The organism is Acidianus brierleyi, assembly GCF_003201835.2.
Lineage (GTDB): Archaea > Thermoproteota > Thermoprotei_A > Sulfolobales > Sulfolobaceae > Aramenus > Aramenus brierleyi.
The window spans coordinates 931,562-948,548 of the sequence record NZ_CP029289.2 but is presented as its reverse complement, the minus strand read 5'-3'; the positions used below and the strand labels follow the sequence as shown (position 1 = coordinate 948,548).

The following is a 16,987-nucleotide window of genomic DNA, read 5'->3' as shown; positions in this document are numbered from 1 at the left end:
AGGCGAAACGTGTGATACCCATTATTTAATAGATTAATGAGAATACTGTAGACACATAGATAAAGCCCAACACTAAAAGTAAAAATACTAACAAAAGGCTTAAATAAAGAAAATTATATGAAAAGATCAATGGGATTAATTAGCAAACTAGGCAATTCTATGAGGTTTACGCGATTATTATTACGATTTGTTAACAATTGGTTTGATATTTTGTATCTTACAGTGACCAATAAAAGAGTTAATACTCTAGAAGTCGAGCTGAAAGACAATCATAAGATATTTTTAAGGAGTGTTTACGATCTATATGTTCTTCTTAACTTTTTAGAAAGAGGATGGAAAGTTAAGGAAGCATATGAGAATAACATTATTTTATGTAAAGAAATATGTTTAAATATCAGAACTACGAAAGGAGCGGATATTATACATTTAGACGAAATATATGAACGGAAGATCTACGGCAAATCATTTAGAGGAGTTATTATAGATGTAGGTGCTTCTAATGCAGACTCTTCTATTTTTTTCGCAATTAACGGGGCAGAAAAAGTTATTGCACTAGAACCTTTTCCCGAGTCTTATGAACTTGGAAAATACAATATAAAAATTAATAATCTAGAAAATAAGGTATTTTTATTACCTTATGCATTAGCTAATTATGAGGGATATACAGAATTTATTATTTCTTCAGACAAACCTAATGTAAATACTGCCAACCCTTCTCCTTACATTATTGGATCTGGAATGAAATTTGAGCAAAAGATTAAAGTGCCTACAATATCTCTTATATCTATAATTAAAAAATATAATATTGATACTATATTCTTATTTAAGATGGACTGCGAAGGATGCGAATACACCGTGTTAAGAGATCTTCCCGCAGACATATTAAATAGGATAGAAAATATAATCTTAGAGTTTCATGATTACCCTAAGGATCTTCCAGACATTTTGAGAAAATCAGGGTTTAATGTAGACTATGAGGATAAACCTATAGGGATTTTAAAGGCATACAAAAATGATAAACTTATTATTCAATTTAGCTAATTTTTGGTACTAATAGTAAAATGTATATAATTATAAATGATAAAAATTATTTTATTTAACACCTCAATATAGTTTTTAATTGAGTAAATAGCCATATAAAATCTATCTTTAAACACAAAGCTTAACTACTTTTTATACCTAAACCTTTAAAAATTTCCACAGTATTTACACTATGTGAATCCATTAAGTGGGGCACTCAAATTCCTTTCCACAACGTTATTTAACTCAGTTCTTGCATTAGCATTCTTCCTTGTAGCGGGACACTTAGCTACTCCATCCTTTGTAGGAAAAGTGGCAATAATTCAACTTATGGAGACCATTACTGGAGCATTTTTCTCTATCCTTCCATTTTCACTGGTTACCAGAGAAGTTTCACATTCTTACGCTTCCTCTCAAGGTTATGATAAGCTCGTCTACACATCCCTTTCTTATTCTCTCCTAGTATCTCCCCTCCTCCTTTTCCTCTTGTTCTTTCCGTCATATTTATGGATGTCTATCCCCTATTTCGTGATCTATCTTTTCACAAACTATCAAGGCCAATTGTTAACAGGTTTAGGTAAGTTTACTGAAGTTAATGTAGGTAATGCAGTTTTCACTATTTCCAGGTGGGGTTTTTCAATCATAGCAATTTTCTACCATAGTGTAGAGCTCCTAATATTGATTTGGACTCTGGGGGCTGTAATGAAAGTTGTGTACTATCAAATTTACCTCCCATTCAAGTTCTCTCTTGACAAGACTACGTTTAAGGAAATTGCAAAGGTAGGTTTTCCTATATACTTAACCGGTATCGTTTATTTCATTTCTGGTCAAGGGGACAGGGTAGTTACTGCTTTCCTTTTAGGCTCCTATTACTTGGGTATATACCAGTTAGTAGCCTTAGCTGCGGTTGTTCCATCAATGCTTATCTCATCTTTCTCTTCTTCTCTTCTCCCTTCCTCGACGTATTATTACGCTAAAGGGAAGGACATGAAAGAGATTTCTTCCGTGAGTTTTAGAATTGTTACTCTAATTTCTCTACCTTTAGCTATTTTAGGTTACGCTATTTCCCCTCTTTTCATTTCGAAGTTTTTCCCACAGTACGTTTTAGGAATTCCTTCAATGCAGTTGTTAATTCTGTCCTTAACTTCAACGATGCCGTTACAGCTCTTATCCACTTTTATGATTACCGTAAAAAAGGATTATAGACCTTTCATAATTATAGGCATAATTAGCGCAGCAGAGGTTGTAGGAGTGTCTTATTATCTTATTCCTAGGATAGGTATCTACGGAGCGGCGATTGCTCAAGCTTTTAACGCGATTATTACTTCACTTCTCTACTTACTCTTTTCTCATTTCCAAGGTGTATTCAAACTGGAAAGGAGGGAAATTGCAGGCCTTGCGTTAATAGGTTTATCTTTTTTAGCTTTCATAAATTGGGAAGTAGTATTAATAGTAGTTCTTTTGAGTTTCAAATTGTTAGGAATAATAAGTAATGAAGAAGTTAAGGTAATTGAAGGCTTTACTCCCTATAGTTTAAAGAGGATAACTAGGATTCTTTATTTAATCGCGAGATAGTGAAAGAGTTTGATAATTAAGTTTCTACTAGCCAACAGCTGCTATATAGTGAGCTTTGTTAAATATTAAAATCAAAAGAGAACATTATACGACAAATAAGAGTAGACAAAACTCCTTTGATATTTTACAGTTTATACACTCTGTTATAAGATTAATAAGGAGGTCATAGGGAAATTCCTCTCATTCTCTTTCCTCGCCTTACAATTTTTCTTAGTCCTCCTCTTCTCAAATTACGTTAAGTTAGCAATACCTTACATTTTCCTTTACAAAAATTAGGTTGATAGGAGTCTTGAGCCTTTTAACGGGTATTATGAGAGGCTTATTGCTAGGGGGAAGAGCGCTACTAAGGCTACTTGTGCTCTTGCTGGCAAGCTTTCCGGCATTTATCAACAAATATTAAGTCTATTGCCCTTATGACTAACAGATCTGAGTATAAATGATCCTTAATTTCATCGTATTTTTTCTGTTTATAAAGTTGTGCTATATCCGAACCCTTACCTACTCTTTTCGGTATCTGTTGACCGGATATCTGTTCCAATTTAGAAGCGCAGTCCTCTAGTTTATTTCCTTTAAATCTCATGTTGTTCAATGCTAAGCAAACTTGGAAATAGTCTACAGTGAAGGTATTATAAAATAAGAAGTTAGCATCTTTAACGTCCTTTACGCCTAATTCCTTACCCCTCTGTACTAGCAATGGAATGTCAAACCTAAGTATATTAAAACCTATTATCATCTTAATATCATTAAGTTTTTCAAGTAATTGATAGAACCTTGAGATAATCTCTTCCTCGGTGGTATTCTCGTCGGTTTCTATGTATTTCCAAATTCCAGATGACGGGATAGGGTCACCCCAATTATATTCTTTAACTTCATCTTTAGGATCTATAGAATTGCTGGACCCAAAGTCTATTAACATTCCTAATGCTATTATCTTCTCGTCCAAAAATGCATCATTAGGCCTATAAGTTTCTAAATCTAAGTAAATTTTAATCATAAAAAGATATTCGATTCAAGCTTTATATAATTATCAATACATGAATTGTGTAGTACCTTAATACTTAATATTACCTATATAGGCACCATATGCTAACGCCTCTAACAAACCTACGGGGATAAAGAGTCTAGCGTGTCTCCCACATCGAAGTCCTTGACGTTAACTTCCTTACCCCTAGGTACTCTAAAACTCTTCCTAACCTTGTAAACACCATCCTTTATAACGTGATAGCATTTATTGGAAAATCCTTGCATTATAATATTCTTATAAAGGACTCCATTAATATTTATATTTAATTTTTTATGATATATCATAAAAATCTAATGTGTATATAATGGAACTTCAAAATTTATCTCCACATAATTTTGAAAATTATTTAACTCTAGAATTTTCCATAAAATGCTAACGTGATAACAAATGCCGGAAAGCTTGCCAGCAAGAGCACAAGTAGCCTTAGTAGCGCTCTTCCCCCTAGCAATAAGCCTCTCATAATACCCGTTAAATATCTAATATTTTGTTTCATTTTTAGAAATTTTTTATAAGGAGAAAAGGAAGGCTTTTTACATATTAAAAGCAGGAAAGCAGCTGGGCCTAGAATACGAGTCCACTACCAGTCCCACTATTTTATTTTTATCATCTTCTGTGCTTTGTGGATTAGTTGAATTTTCTTAGGTCTTAAACTAGAGAGGTAAAAATAAATTCTAAATCTTGCGTTGAGTTAAAAGTTAGCTATACGTTCCTATTGAGAAAAACTGAAGAATTCCACAAAGCACATCTTCTGCAACTAGTATTGTAGATCCAACTTCTATGTTTTCATCTTTTGTTACACAAACGTAAAATTTGTTATGCTTAGCACGATCAGATATTATAACCTTACCTATATACTTATTAGTGGGAGTCGTAGTTGTCTGTTGGGTTACTTGTTGGGACTCTTCCGAGTTAGATGTATTACCTTCTGAAGAAGAATTTGTTTTATGAATATTATCTATCTTCAATTAATCTCACCCCCATTAAGGAATTACTCTTTCGAGTCATAGTTCTTTTTATCGTATACTTCTTCTGTATACTGACTTTTCTTCTGATAATCATGAATAATTTGCTCTATTTCATTATTTGTTTCTGCACTAGAGAAATCTTTTATAAGCTTTATTTCGTTATTGCTTAATCCTTCTAATTCTTCTTTCCAACCTAATAGTTCTTTAAGAATTACTAAGATTGTTTTAGCACCAAAATTCCCATTATCAAAATTAGGTGAGACATATATTTCATTATTTTTATCTTCTATTAAGCCCCAACCTTGTATAAATTTATACGCTTCTATTAATTTTATAGGATTCGAGGACTTAGATACAATATCTTTCGAAAAGTCACTCACGCCTATTTTTTCATGTTTAATTAGCTCCTCTAAGAATTGTTGGAAAACTTGTCTATCCTCGTTAGGTACTTTGTATAATAACTCTAATAATGGAATAGAGAATTTTTGCGCATGAATTATATTTGAGGGTCCTTTTAGTAAATCCAAATAAATTCCAGGTAAGCTATATGGTGTTATTATATAACTTCCGCCCACATTAAGTAGTATTCCTTCTTGCTGTAATTTCTGAATTAAAGGTTCATATATTGAGTATTCCTTAAATACCTTTATGAGCTCCTCTTTAGTTATCATATAGGGATTACCAGTTTTTCTACTGTATTGAGCAATAACCTTAGCTATTGCTTTAACTGTTTCTACTACGGTATTACTGGTTTCGTCTCTAAATACATTTGTAAGTTTAGTATAGATCCCATATGGTACTAAATAGTAAGGAGGCTTAGATCCTATCAACCTTAGTAAATGTCCATTTTCTAGTTTTTTAATAAACTCAGTTACATAGGAGCTAATTACCCTTTTAGCTATGGACTTATCCATATCTAATATCGTTTTAACAAATGCTGACTTATTAACTAAGTCGCCTGGAATATTTTCAAGTTCCTTATACCATTCATCGGTTTTAATTTCTAAACCATTATCACGTTTCTCAGCTATTATGGGTAACGGATAGGAATATGTTGTTTGCCATAGTAGTGTTGCGGTAATCGTGTAAATAGATCTATAGAAATTTATTTCAAAACCTCTTATTTTAAGTTGTTTTTCATTAATAGGAATGCTCAACATTCCACTGTATAAAATGGTTCCTGCGAAATATGCTTCATTCAAATACTCTAAAATGCTACGTGGGCTATGAGCATTCGCTATAAACGGATCAACAAATTCAAGCAAGTTACCTTTTCTTATAATATATCCGCTCTTTATTGCACTATCTAAATATGCATCTACTTTTTGCGCATTTCCCCTTTCAGCTAAAGATGGCCAATTAACAATTCTCTTCAAATGTTCAGTTATTTCGTTATAGCTCACTGGATTTAGCATTGCGATACTAAATTTCACTAAATAGTCTCTGAAATTCGTTATCAAAGGATTGAGATAATTGACATTCAAGTCCTTCCAAAGATTTATCTTAATAAGTTCGTTAGCTAGAAGATCTTCATCTCTTGCAAAAGAAATAGCGAAACCAGCCTTAGGTTCGTATGTTTCATCGGGTCTTAACACTTTTAAGGCCGTTTTTACAAATATCTTTCCAGCAGAAACATCGGTGGTTAATTTAGTAGTATCTCCTAATAGATGCGAATAACGCTGAAGACTTTCGATTTCAGATGTTTCGTCTAAATACTGTACTATACGTAATCTAATGTCCCTTACTGCCGCTAGAGGGTTACTATTTAAAAGTGACTTTATCTCATCTTTACTAAAACCAAGTTTCCTAAGTCCATCAATAAGTGTCTTTTTACCTTTTTCCGTTAATTTCCAGCGTATGTAATTCTTACCTCTTTGCTCTTTGTAAGACTTAAATACTAACTTCGTCGTGTTACCAATAGTGAAGCCTACATAAGGACCTTTCTTGACCTTAGCTCTATTCAGTGCTTCTTTAACTTTGTTTATAACTTCACTATAAAGTTCCTTATCTTCAGTTTCGATGAGTTTTTCGTTCAATAAGCGATAAATAATTCTATAAGCGGTAACATCGCTATTAGTTACATACCTTAATATGATTTGTTCTAAATCTAGATCAATATCTCTAGCTTCAATAATATCTAAAGCTAACAACGCCTCTAGTTTTCTTTGCACGAATTTACTTATTTTCATGCTCTCATAAGTTATTATAAATCCCTCTTTTTTAAATTTTTCCATATAAGTTAAGATCATTCCCTTTATGTATCGGAATCCCCTTTATTGTATTAATTGAAAATTTATTCATATTAAGTTTAGGAACCATAGAGTAGGATTAATTTTGTCATCTTTTGACTTTGCTTTTCTCTTTAAGCACTTCGAGGAAGGTTTACCTCTTTATCTATCTTCTTCAGCAACTTTCCTCTCTTCACAAGGTGACAGAGTAACTACTGCTTATTTATTAGGCTCATACTACCTGGGTTTGTATCAATTTTCTGCTTTAGTAGCTGGAGTACCTTCAATGGTTTTAGGAGCTTTAGGAGGAGTTCTCTTACCTACAGCATCATTTTACAAGGCTTTGGGAAAGGATGAAAAGAAGATGTCTTCTATCTCCTTCCGCGTGCTGTCTTTAATTACTTTTCTTGCCGTCATTATTTCAATACCTACAGCCGTTTTGGTCGTTGAGAAATTCTTCTCGGCTTATACTTCCGGAATTAAAGTTCTGATCCTCCTCCTTTTAGCTACGACTTTGCCTTTCCCCATAATCTCTTTAACGAATTTCATTATAGCAGCTAGGAAGTCGTTGAGGCCTTTCCTCATGCTTTCACTACTTAACGGAGGTCTGGTTTTATTAACTTCTTTCCTCTTAATTCCTAGAATAGGAATAATGGGTGGAGCGATTTCTCAGATTATCGTATCGACAATCTCCTCTTCTTTCGTCTTAATTTATGCTTTAAGGACTTCAACATTCATTTTAGGTAGAAAGGAAACTACATTGTTAACTGTGATGCCTTTAATAGGGATATATGAGGTTTTCATTGATCCTCCTTATTTAGACCTTCTTTTACTATTATCCATTCTCTTCCTTTTTAAGTTTTTTAAAATAATTACTGTTGATGATATGAAATTAATACAGTCATTTTTACCTTCTAAGTTAAAATTCGTAGCTTTGATATTGAAGATTATTAGTTAAGACGAACTTAGTAACATTAAACAATTTATTGAAAATACCAACTTGTATTTTCATAATTTTTTGACTATTTTGTTTGATTAATCTTCTCTGACTCACATAAAATAACGAGTAGACTTTCTACGAAAATCCTTTTGCAGTATTACATAGCGTTAAAAATAATTTAATACAACATAAGAGGAGTAAAATTATTTACTGTAAAGCCTAAAATACTATCATCTAGAATAGATAAAACTTATTTCATTGAATTATTTCATTGCATAAAAGAATGAAAATATTTAAGTAAGAGAAATTTACGTAAACTGCTATTCGTAGAAAGTCCACAGGAAGAGCTTAAAAGTTCTAGATAGTAGTCTTATTCTTTCATGTTATCTATAAGTAGAAAGAAGAGGAATGTCTGTATGAGTAGATTTTATGGTCGTTTGACTTTATATTCTCTTTATTTAGCTAGAGGCGTCCCATTCTTAGTTGGTAAGTTTAGTTAGCGTATAGATTTTTAAAAAATCAAGCTACTCCACTTTTTAGGTAGAAGTATATGATAAAATACATATATTCATATTTGCGTTGTTGAGCAATCTTTATACTTTTTGAGTAGAATATCTAAATATTCTTAATAAATCTTGTGAAACATCATTACCATTAATTTTTATCACGCCACTATTTACGTTTTTTATCTCAGTTTCATTTCTATTTATACAAACTGTAGCATCGCACTTAGCTACGTAAATTGTGATAGTGCTAGGTATATTTAATTTATTTTCTCTATTAAGTATTGCAAATGATTTATTGCTTACGTTAAGTTCTATATAATTTTCAAATATATCTGCTAGGTTATTTAAGCCGTTTTCATTAACACTAAAAATAAATCCTCTTATATAATCGCAAGGATTTAAAGTGAGTTCTATTTTAATTTTATTGCTATAACTAGTTGCTATTGTACCAAACAATACAAATACATTATTAATTTTTTTAATTTCATTATTTCTATTATCATAATACAGTTCTTCTTTCTTACTATCTACTAGTTGTAGTTCCTGAGAATTAATCTTAATAGAATTTATATCATTATTATTTGTATTAAATTCGTAAGTTATACCATCAATTATTGGTATAAAAATCCATTTCGAAGGAGTTTTTGTACCACTCAATGTTACACCTATTTTATTTACTAATTTCCTAATTATAAGCGTTATTGTTAAGAGTATGAAGATTTATTAAATGGTAAATGGCTATTCTTTACTAATGAAAGGTCTTTTCATTTTAGCTTATGCGGTCACTAACTTACATCCTGGTGCAGGAAGAGGTTACGGAATAGTAGATTTGTCAGTACAGAAAGATCAGCTGGGCTATCCTATAATTTATTCTTCGGCTTTTAAAGGTCCTTTGAAGGCTTTGTGTGCAAGTGACGCAATTAATGATTCTGGAAGAATAAATTGCAAGAGAAAACCGGAATGTTGCTGTTTGTTTGGAAGTGAACCTGATGATGAAGAGAGCAGTAAAGGTATACTTAACGTATTGGACTTACCATTGTTTTCGGTCCCAGCACCTATACATGACGGTTTTACACAATTAAGTGTAGATTATTTAATTTCTAGAACTAATAACATTTTTAATATAATAAGTGAAATAAATGAGTATGTAGGAAGTTTAGGAAATGAAATTTCCTTACTTTTACATGAGCATGAGAGTGGTGAGGAAAGAGAAGTTTATAATAGCAAGGCTAAATTGTTCAACATAAAAGGATTTAGGATCTTAAGTTCTTTACCTTTGTTTAATGGTAAACTCGCTGTTTCTAAAGATAAGAAGGTTATTGATAAGTCTTTAATAATTTATACTAGGAATAGATTAAATCTTTTGACTAAGGTAGTTACGGAAGGAGGATTATGGAGCGAGGAGTACATTCCTATGGGTTCATTTTTCATAGGAGGGTTAATTATTGATGAGAATGTCCAGAATAACTTTTGTGGAGGCGAAATGGGTAAGCTAACTTGTGATAACTTACGCTTTTTATCTTATCTTTCTAAAGTATTTCATGCGAGTAAAATTTCTGATGACATTTATTCCTTTTATCTTAACATAGGAGGTAAGGAGAGTATTGGTAAAGGATTAGTAAAAGTTTTCTTAGGTGTTTGAAGTGGATGAAGTAGATTATGCACTAGAGATCGGGGAAAAAGTTCTTAATTTAAGTAAAAAATGTAGAGGTAAGGATTCAATAAGAGGTTTTAGGAGTAGGGCTAGAGAATTTCCTCAAATGATGCAGCAAATGGACTTAATTCCTTCAATGACTTTCCTATTATCAAAAATCGATGATTCAATTTTAATTCCTTCAATAATGTATTTTAGTCAAGCTGAGGAAAACGTTACAGAGAAATTGTGTAATGAATTTAAAGAAGAAGGTTATACTTCATATTTAATAGTAAACTTTGAGTGGATAAAGTTTAAGCTTCAAGATATCCAATTTATCGATAAATGCATTAAGTCTTCTAAATCAATTGAAGAGATAGCTTCCGATTTATTAAATAGTTATATAAAGAACGATTTAATTTCAGTATTAAAAACTCTGAAGGATAACGTAGAACTCTTGTCGGAAGTTGAAGATTCTGTACTTAATCTTTCCATAGAGATAAAGAAAATAGTAGACGGTATTTATAGCGGTGAAGATTAATGGAGATCTTTGATATAGTAGATCAACTAATTAATAAAAACAAAGTTGAGTTTATATTTATTAATTCTACACCGTGGTGGGGTGGTAATGAGTTCGGATATACTTTTGGTGATGAGGGAAATGTTACTGTTCCCTCTGCTAATACGATCGTGGGAAAGACCAGATGGTTGATGAGGAATATCATTGTCCAAATTTTAGGACTTAATAGTTTTGATGGAATAGATGAAAGGTTTCTGAAGGATTTGGGAACGTTAAACAGCAGGTCTAAAATTGCCGTGAGGGTTACAAGATGTGAAGGTAATGCTAATCCTTCATACTACTTCTCTAAAAATGAGGCTAGTTATATATTTAAAACTGCTAAATTATTAGAAAATTGGCCCACTATAAAAAATAAACAACGTGCTATTTCTAGTAAAAATCTAATTAGAGAATCGATTGGAAATAAAATAGATATTATTAAAAATATTATGAATTTTACACAAGACGATAATGAAAAAATAAAAAACAAATATTCTAAAGAAGGTATATTTAATAATTATAATAGCATATTTCAGGAACATAAAAGTTCTCTAGAGGTAGCGCTATGTTATTTATCTGAATCAGCAAAGGAATATTTTAGATATTTTCTCATACCTAGATTCATCTTAGCTCACATTAGAGTTGACAGTCCAGAAGAATATTATTACATGCAACCAGCAAAGCCCAAAAGCGTTAAGATTAAGGTAGAGGTAATAAATAATGGTGCAGACGAAGACTTCTTTAATTTTTTTGTTACTTCATTAATCTTTACGATGAAATATATGGGAATAGGGAAAGCTGCTACTAGGGGCTTTGGTAGGTTTATCCTTACGGATCAGCAAACAAGTGACTTTCAAACAGAGTTTAACAGCTTATTAAAAATAGGAACACAATTAGTCTGTAAAGAAGCGTGTAAGCCAAATTTTGATATTCCAATAATTAGAATAGATAACCCACAGATATTTTTCTTTAAAGTAAAAAGATTTGAGAAAATAACCGGCAAAGATCCTATAACTTATCTGATTGCAATAGGTAACGCTACGCTTAAGGTAGCATGGAAGATAGCTATTAAAAAAAACTATAAAGATAAAGGTGCTGCATATCATACTTGGACTTTAGGATTACCAAGAAGTCAACATAAAACAGGGTACTTGATTGATGAGGAAGAAGGTAGAAGAATATCATATATCACGATATCGCCTATTTGTGATGGGAATACTTGCGATAAAATCTACCTTATACCGTTTATATACGAAGAAAAAGAAGAATTCAAAAAATTAAGATATAAAGGAGGTCATGATAGACAACCCAAAAGCATTTACAATAAAGCAATTACACCAGATAAAAAAGAATATCCGGTAAACGCTGTAAGAGATCACGTTTATATAGCCTTAAGTTGGTTAAGATATATTTTAAGCGGTGGTGATAATGCAAGCTAATAACTGCATATTCAATGCTATTCAATATTATGTTAGTAACATGCTTAATAATCCTTACAAGAAAGAGGAAATAAAAAGAGAGTTATTAAAGAACTTAGTTTCGTGCTCTTTTTCTGAAAAGATGGATATAGCTAATAAATCGTTAGAGGAAGGAGTGAACGCCTTAAGAAGTTTAGGCTATTGTGCAATAGATATTAAAGCGAGGACTACAAAGAAACTTTACGTTGGTATTTCTGAGATTTCTCCTTTCTATCTCTTTTTCGAGACCGGATTAACGTGGAATTTAGCATTAGACTTGCCTTACATTCCCGGGTCTATAATTAAGGGAACTCTAAGGAGTTATATGATAGATCTATGTAGAGAAAATGAGGAGTGTATAAGTTACGTTTATCAGATTTTCGGTATCCCAGAGAATGAGAGACATAGGAGCGAAAATGTAGAGATTTACGTAACCGGTTTAGACTCTTCATCCTCTTTGTTGGTAGCTTTAGACTCTTATCCTATAAGTGGAGATAAATTGCTTGCCGGAGATATAATTACTCCGCACTATTTTAAAGAGGGTAAGGTGGTAAAGAATGAATATCAAGCTAATCCAACTCCTATACCGAGGGTTGCTATAAATGAGGGCATAACTTTTAGATTTGCTATAGGAATTCATCGAGATGTAATTCCTCTGTTTCAAGAATGGACAAATAGCATAGGTTATAATGGAGGCGGTTTATCATTTTTTGTTCCAATACTTTACGCGTTTAAACAAGGTATTGGTGCTAAAACTACAAGGGGTTATGGTGAATTTGACTTTGAAGACTTTTCTCTCGTCAGTTTCAATTTCACTAGACCTAAAAAGTTAGGGAAAGCGAGGGTGAGAGTTAATGGTAGACGATAACTTCTTTTTGTATAAAATTTATGCATTATTTCACGATCCTCCACATAAAATGACTGTTAATCTTAGACAGACAGGGTACGAGTTTTTCAGAGATCTCGTTAAAGAGCAGAAATTATGTGAATGCCTTACGGTAAAAATATACTCAGAGTTGGGACTAAACAATAGAGATCGGATATATAATATATGTGAGGCTGACAAGAATGAAGAATTAAATAATTCAAAACATAAAGAGGAAAATTCAAGACACAAAAAAGTAAAAAATAGATATATAAAAGCACATGAAATAGAGGCTTTATTATTTCTATCATACCTTGTTTGGGATACCAATTTTTTTAATTCTATGAAACAGACTGTTGGATCATTAGCTCTACCTATGTTAAAAAATAATGAAGCAAAAAAGGCTAAGCAAATAGTTCATAGTGCGGATATCTACGCGTCAGAGTTTAATAGGTGGGTGCTTAACTACCTTTATTTAAGCCATGTATCGGGAGGTATGGTTAAATATTTTAATTTTCATAATATATTTAATCCAGAAAAATTTTCAGAATCAAATTATGATATAAATAAGAATAATTTAGAAAAATTTAGTAATAAATTTAAAAGTATAATTAATACTAATAATATATCTTCAATCGGGGATTTATATTTCCTTATTTATACAATATATGAACCTTTGTGGATATATTATAATCTGCCAGTGGAGGTTGAAGATTCTAGGGCTCCATATTTTACTATATTCGACCATCTGTATGCTTCTGCAGCAATGGTAAACTGGACATATTTTAATGGAAAACCCAAAAAGACTAAGCCTGTAAAACCAAGCGGATTTTATGTTGTAATAGATATTCCTGGAGTACAAGGAATTATAAATTCTGCGAGGAAGGCTAGCGATTATTGGGCTGGAAGCTGGATGTTATCGATGATAATTTGGTTAACAGCGTGGCAATTAATTAAGGAATATGGGCCAGACGTTTTGCTAGCCCCTACTGCTAGATTTAATCCACTTTATTATGCTATGGTAATGAATTACCTTAAAACAAAGGGCGTTATTGACGACTCTACTAGAAAAGAAATTGATGAGATTTTGAATTCTGTGTTAGGAGATCTTAGCGGAATATATGATTATAAGAATTTTTTGAGAGAACCTATAATTCCTGCTACGATAAGCTTAATATTAGCTAAAGAAGAGAGGAGTTGCGAAATTAAGACTAAAATTCTCAAGTATTATAGAGATGCATATAATTGTATTGCGAAAGAAATTCCTAGAGGTAAAATTGAAAGCGGGCTGTGTAAAGAGTTTATTACGGCTTTTGGAATTGAAAAACTTAATTCAGGTAAAAATGAAGAACCTTTTGTTAGAGCACTAGTTAAGGAGGCTGAGAGATATACTGATATGCTACTAATTAGACCTGCTATATATATTATAGATATTGATGAAGTAAAAAGTGAAATAGAGAAAGATATTAATAATCATGAGGATTTGCATAAAATTCAGCCTAGTATATACAAGCAGCCTAGTAAATATAAGTGGAATCATAAAATGGAAAATGATCCTTGTGAACTTAGTCCGTATTTTAGCTCATATTATCTATTTCATTACATATCAACTAAATTATACAGAGAAAAGATTAAGGAGATATATAAACGCGAGGTACTGCCTAAGCCGGAATGGTTTAACAACTTGGAACGCAAATTCGATTATAAAAACGGAGGGAAGGATTGGGAATACTGTACGGTATGTGGTAATGAGCCTGCAATATTTAATTTTAGGAAAAAAGAAAGAGAAGATGATTATTCTAAGGAAACCAAATGTGAATTAAAAAATCTCGTTAATTATGATTCTAATCGGCTAGAAGAGAATGATGAAGGATTGAGTAGACTAAAGGTTTGGTTTAAGCCTGGAGAAAAATTAGGTCCTCTATGCATATTAAAGAGAGGCTTATATTATTCACTACATTACGCTGGGCTTAAAGTATTCATGAGCACGGATGATATTGCTTACAGTTATTATAAGGAAGCCATCAATCCAGAAGTTGAGAACATAGAAGGTTGTGAGAAATTTGAGGAATTCTTGAATAGTGAGGAAACAAACGTTTATGCCACATTCGGAAATCCCATAACTGCTAGGAAGGTAATTAATAAATGCTCTTCAATAACAGAAAAGAGCTTAAGCTGTCTAACCAAGGAGTATGACATAGATAGGGCAACTAAATCTTTCGTAAATACTATAAAAGGTTATAGAGACTCTTATGCAATAATTAAGGCAGACGCTGACGATATGACGGAATTAGCAAGGGCTGAAATAAATGCAGTAAAATATATCAAAATAACTAATAATATTAAAACTAATAATATAGAAAAATCTTACGATTACGCTTGTAGTTTAGCTGAAATTATTAATAATGGATATATCTTAATGTCTCCAACGTATAGAGTAGCGTTATCCACAGCAATGATGATAACGTTACTTAGGGATATAAAGACTGTAGAAGTTGATAATTACGGTCAAATAATTTATGCAGGCGGTGATGACGTTGTAGCCTTAGTTCCTATAGACAGATTAATTGATACGTTGATAGGTTTAGAGAAGAATTTTGTAAGTGAAGATGGTTTCTTTAAGGTTAGGAATTGGTATATTCCTTCAATGTCTCCTCATGGAAGATCGTTCTCTGTTAGAATTTCAAACATAGCAGATTTTATGACTAATGAAATACAAACTGCGACTGAATTACTTAATGAGGTAAAAACTGTAGAGTGGTGTAGTAATGGAGATTATAAGAAAAAGTTCTCAGTTATTATATCTTCCTCAAGGTCTAACTATGTGAGTATATTACCCATGGGAGATTTCAAGAATTTAGAGTTATTAAAGAAAATGTGGTTACTTAATTTAAGTGGTATATTAAGCTCTTCAGTATTTGAAGACTATGAAATGGGATTCAAGAAATTAGTAGACCCATTATCTGATAAAGAAAATGCACAGCTAATTAATAGGTTAATTAATTATGTGTTGATAAGAAATAACGGGAAAGATTTGAAAAGAGATTTCAAAATAAATATCATGCATGTGACTGCTAGAGATTATAAAAAAAGTAATATTTTTGATGAAATATTCAAAACTTTTAGGTTAATGAGGGGTATACTTTGAATTATAAGCTTATTTTAAAACCTTTAGAAGAATACAGAATAGGATTAAGACAAAGTAGCGGAATCGTAATAGAAAACGTAGATGTAGTATCGGCTTTTCCTTCCCCCACTACGATATTGGGAATTATAGGAAAGTTAGGTAATAGTAAGCCTTCCGATAAACATGAAATACAGGACTTAAAGGAGGCTTACAAGTCGTTAACTTCTAATGAATTAGACAAGAATAAGTATAATGCAGAGGATCCATTAATTTGGGGACCGATAATTAAGAAAGATGATACTACTAACCTCTCAGTATACTATCCCTTACTCTTTAATAAAGTAATCCTTAACGTGGAGAAATATCTAAACCTAGCGTTAAATCCATCAGACATAAATTATATGGAGATAGTGAAGGATTTACATATACAACGTAGAAGGATGAATCAAATAAATAGAGATAGTAAGGATACTATTCATTTGTTTTATCAGAAATTCTTTTCAAATGAATATATATTAGAGTACTGCGTAAATGTCAATGTTAACGATGATAAAGTAGTGAAATTAGGGGGTGAAAATAGATATTCAAAAATAGATATCATATCTAGTAAATACAACTATAGTGAAGGTAATTACGCAGTATTATTGCAACCTTTATTATTTGAAGCAGGAGATGATTATTTCGTTAAGTTTGATAAAGTTAAGGGATTTAAATGCATTGATGAAATTTATGGCATTTTGGTAGAAAAAGGTAATAGAGTGGACTTTAAGGTTAAGACGACATATTATGCTTTGGGTTATGGCAATGAAAGGAGACCTATGCTTCAAGCTTTACCACCAGGTACTCTTATTAAAGTGAAGGAAGAGTGTAAGGAAGCTAAAGCTTTAGGAATTTTAAGCCAGTTAGGCTTTGGAGCTATTTACCGAATAAAAAATACTTAAGGAATGTAATAGTATTAGAAAGTTTTATCAATTTTTATTGAGTTAAACTTGTTAAAAGAAACGAGAGCAATGAGCTTCAAGAGATTACTTTAGCTTGACAGAATAGATTTTCTACGAATAGCAGTTTACGTTAGTACTTTCAGAAAG

General features: G+C 31.9%; 12 protein-coding genes and 3 pseudogenes. 10 read left to right on the top strand and 5 right to left on the bottom strand.

Going from position 1 to position 16,987, the window contains the following annotated elements; translation table 11 throughout:
* Nucleotides 1-117 precede the first annotated feature (117 nt).
* From DFR85_RS31690 to DFR85_RS32315, 3 genes and pseudogenes are all read left to right on the top strand, one after another.
* Nucleotides 118-1,041: an FkbM family methyltransferase gene (locus tag DFR85_RS31690; protein ID WP_210433937.1), complete on the top strand. Its 924-nt coding sequence runs from the start codon at nucleotides 118-120 to the stop codon at nucleotides 1,039-1,041.
* Between the two features lie 174 nt (nucleotides 1,042-1,215).
* Entirely contained in the window at nucleotides 1,216-2,595 is a 1,380-nt protein-coding gene (locus DFR85_RS20780; RefSeq protein ID WP_110269924.1) for an oligosaccharide flippase family protein, read from the top strand.
* Nucleotides 2,596-2,877: 282 nt separating this feature from the next.
* Nucleotides 2,878-2,994 (top strand): annotated as a pseudogene (locus DFR85_RS32315) (IS110 family transposase); the annotation flags it as partial.
* Here the strand turns inward: DFR85_RS32315 and DFR85_RS20775 are convergent.
* The 4 genes and pseudogenes from DFR85_RS20775 to DFR85_RS20760 all read right to left on the bottom strand — a co-directional run bounded on the left by DFR85_RS20775 (nucleotide 2,945) and on the right by DFR85_RS20760 (nucleotide 6,818).
* Complete coding sequence (locus DFR85_RS20775) at nucleotides 2,945-3,511, bottom strand: 3'-5' exonuclease (protein ID WP_246253062.1); 567 nt, start codon at nucleotides 3,509-3,511, stop codon at nucleotides 2,945-2,947. The pseudogene DFR85_RS32315 and the gene DFR85_RS20775 overlap by 50 nt on opposite strands.
* Nucleotides 3,512-3,699: 188 nt before the next feature.
* Nucleotides 3,700-3,819, bottom strand: a pseudogene (locus tag DFR85_RS20770) (IS110 family transposase); the annotation flags it as partial.
* Nucleotides 3,820-4,314: 495 nt separating this feature from the next.
* Nucleotides 4,315-4,584: a hypothetical protein gene (locus tag DFR85_RS20765; RefSeq protein WP_110269922.1), complete on the bottom strand. Its 270-nt coding sequence runs from the start codon at nucleotides 4,582-4,584 to the stop codon at nucleotides 4,315-4,317.
* 23 nt (nucleotides 4,585-4,607) lie between these two features.
* Nucleotides 4,608-6,818, bottom strand: coding sequence for a hypothetical protein (locus DFR85_RS20760; RefSeq protein WP_110269921.1), 2,211 nt, complete (start codon nucleotides 6,816-6,818; stop codon nucleotides 4,608-4,610).
* 73 nt (nucleotides 6,819-6,891) lie between these two features.
* Between DFR85_RS20760 and DFR85_RS20755 the strand changes: the two are divergent.
* Nucleotides 6,892-7,770 (top strand): annotated as a pseudogene (locus DFR85_RS20755) (MATE family efflux transporter); the annotation flags it as partial.
* A 575-nt stretch (nucleotides 7,771-8,345) separates the two neighbouring features.
* Here DFR85_RS20755 and DFR85_RS20750 read toward each other — a convergent pair.
* A complete protein-coding gene (locus DFR85_RS20750; protein WP_110269920.1) occupies nucleotides 8,346-8,915 on the bottom strand; it encodes a hypothetical protein in 570 nt (189 codons plus the stop codon).
* A 70-nt stretch (nucleotides 8,916-8,985) separates the two neighbouring features.
* Here DFR85_RS20750 and cmr4 point away from each other — a divergent pair, with 70 nt between their 5' ends.
* The 6 genes from cmr4 to cmr3 are packed head-to-tail and all read left to right on the top strand — an operon-like array spanning nucleotide 8,986 to nucleotide 16,840.
* Nucleotides 8,986-9,900: a type III-B CRISPR module RAMP protein Cmr4 gene (gene cmr4 / locus DFR85_RS20745; protein ID WP_110269919.1), complete on the top strand. Its 915-nt coding sequence runs from the start codon at nucleotides 8,986-8,988 to the stop codon at nucleotides 9,898-9,900.
* A 1-nt stretch (nucleotide 9,901) separates the two neighbouring features.
* Nucleotides 9,902-10,432: a type III-B CRISPR module-associated protein Cmr5 gene (locus tag DFR85_RS20740; RefSeq protein ID WP_246253018.1), complete on the top strand. Its 531-nt coding sequence runs from the start codon at nucleotides 9,902-9,904 to the stop codon at nucleotides 10,430-10,432.
* A complete protein-coding gene (locus DFR85_RS31830) occupies nucleotides 10,432-11,889 on the top strand; it encodes a hypothetical protein (RefSeq protein ID WP_246253017.1) in 1,458 nt (485 codons plus the stop codon). Before DFR85_RS20740 ends, DFR85_RS31830 begins: the two co-directional genes overlap by 1 nt.
* Nucleotides 11,879-12,775, top strand: a complete 897-nt coding sequence (gene cmr6, locus DFR85_RS20730) for a type III-B CRISPR module RAMP protein Cmr6 (protein ID WP_110269917.1) — start codon at nucleotides 11,879-11,881, stop codon at nucleotides 12,773-12,775. Before DFR85_RS31830 ends, cmr6 begins: the two co-directional genes overlap by 11 nt.
* The gene (gene cas10, locus DFR85_RS20725; RefSeq protein WP_246253016.1) at nucleotides 12,762-15,920 is read left to right on the top strand and encodes a type III-B CRISPR-associated protein Cas10/Cmr2; all 3,159 of its coding nucleotides are present in this window, start codon (nucleotides 12,762-12,764) and stop codon (nucleotides 15,918-15,920) included. The genes cmr6 and cas10 overlap by 14 nt, the downstream gene beginning before the upstream one ends.
* Nucleotides 15,917-16,840, top strand: coding sequence for a type III-B CRISPR module-associated protein Cmr3 (cmr3, locus tag DFR85_RS20720; RefSeq protein WP_110269916.1), 924 nt, complete (start codon nucleotides 15,917-15,919; stop codon nucleotides 16,838-16,840). Before cas10 ends, cmr3 begins: the two co-directional genes overlap by 4 nt.
* The last annotated feature ends 147 nt before the right edge of the window (nucleotides 16,841-16,987 follow it).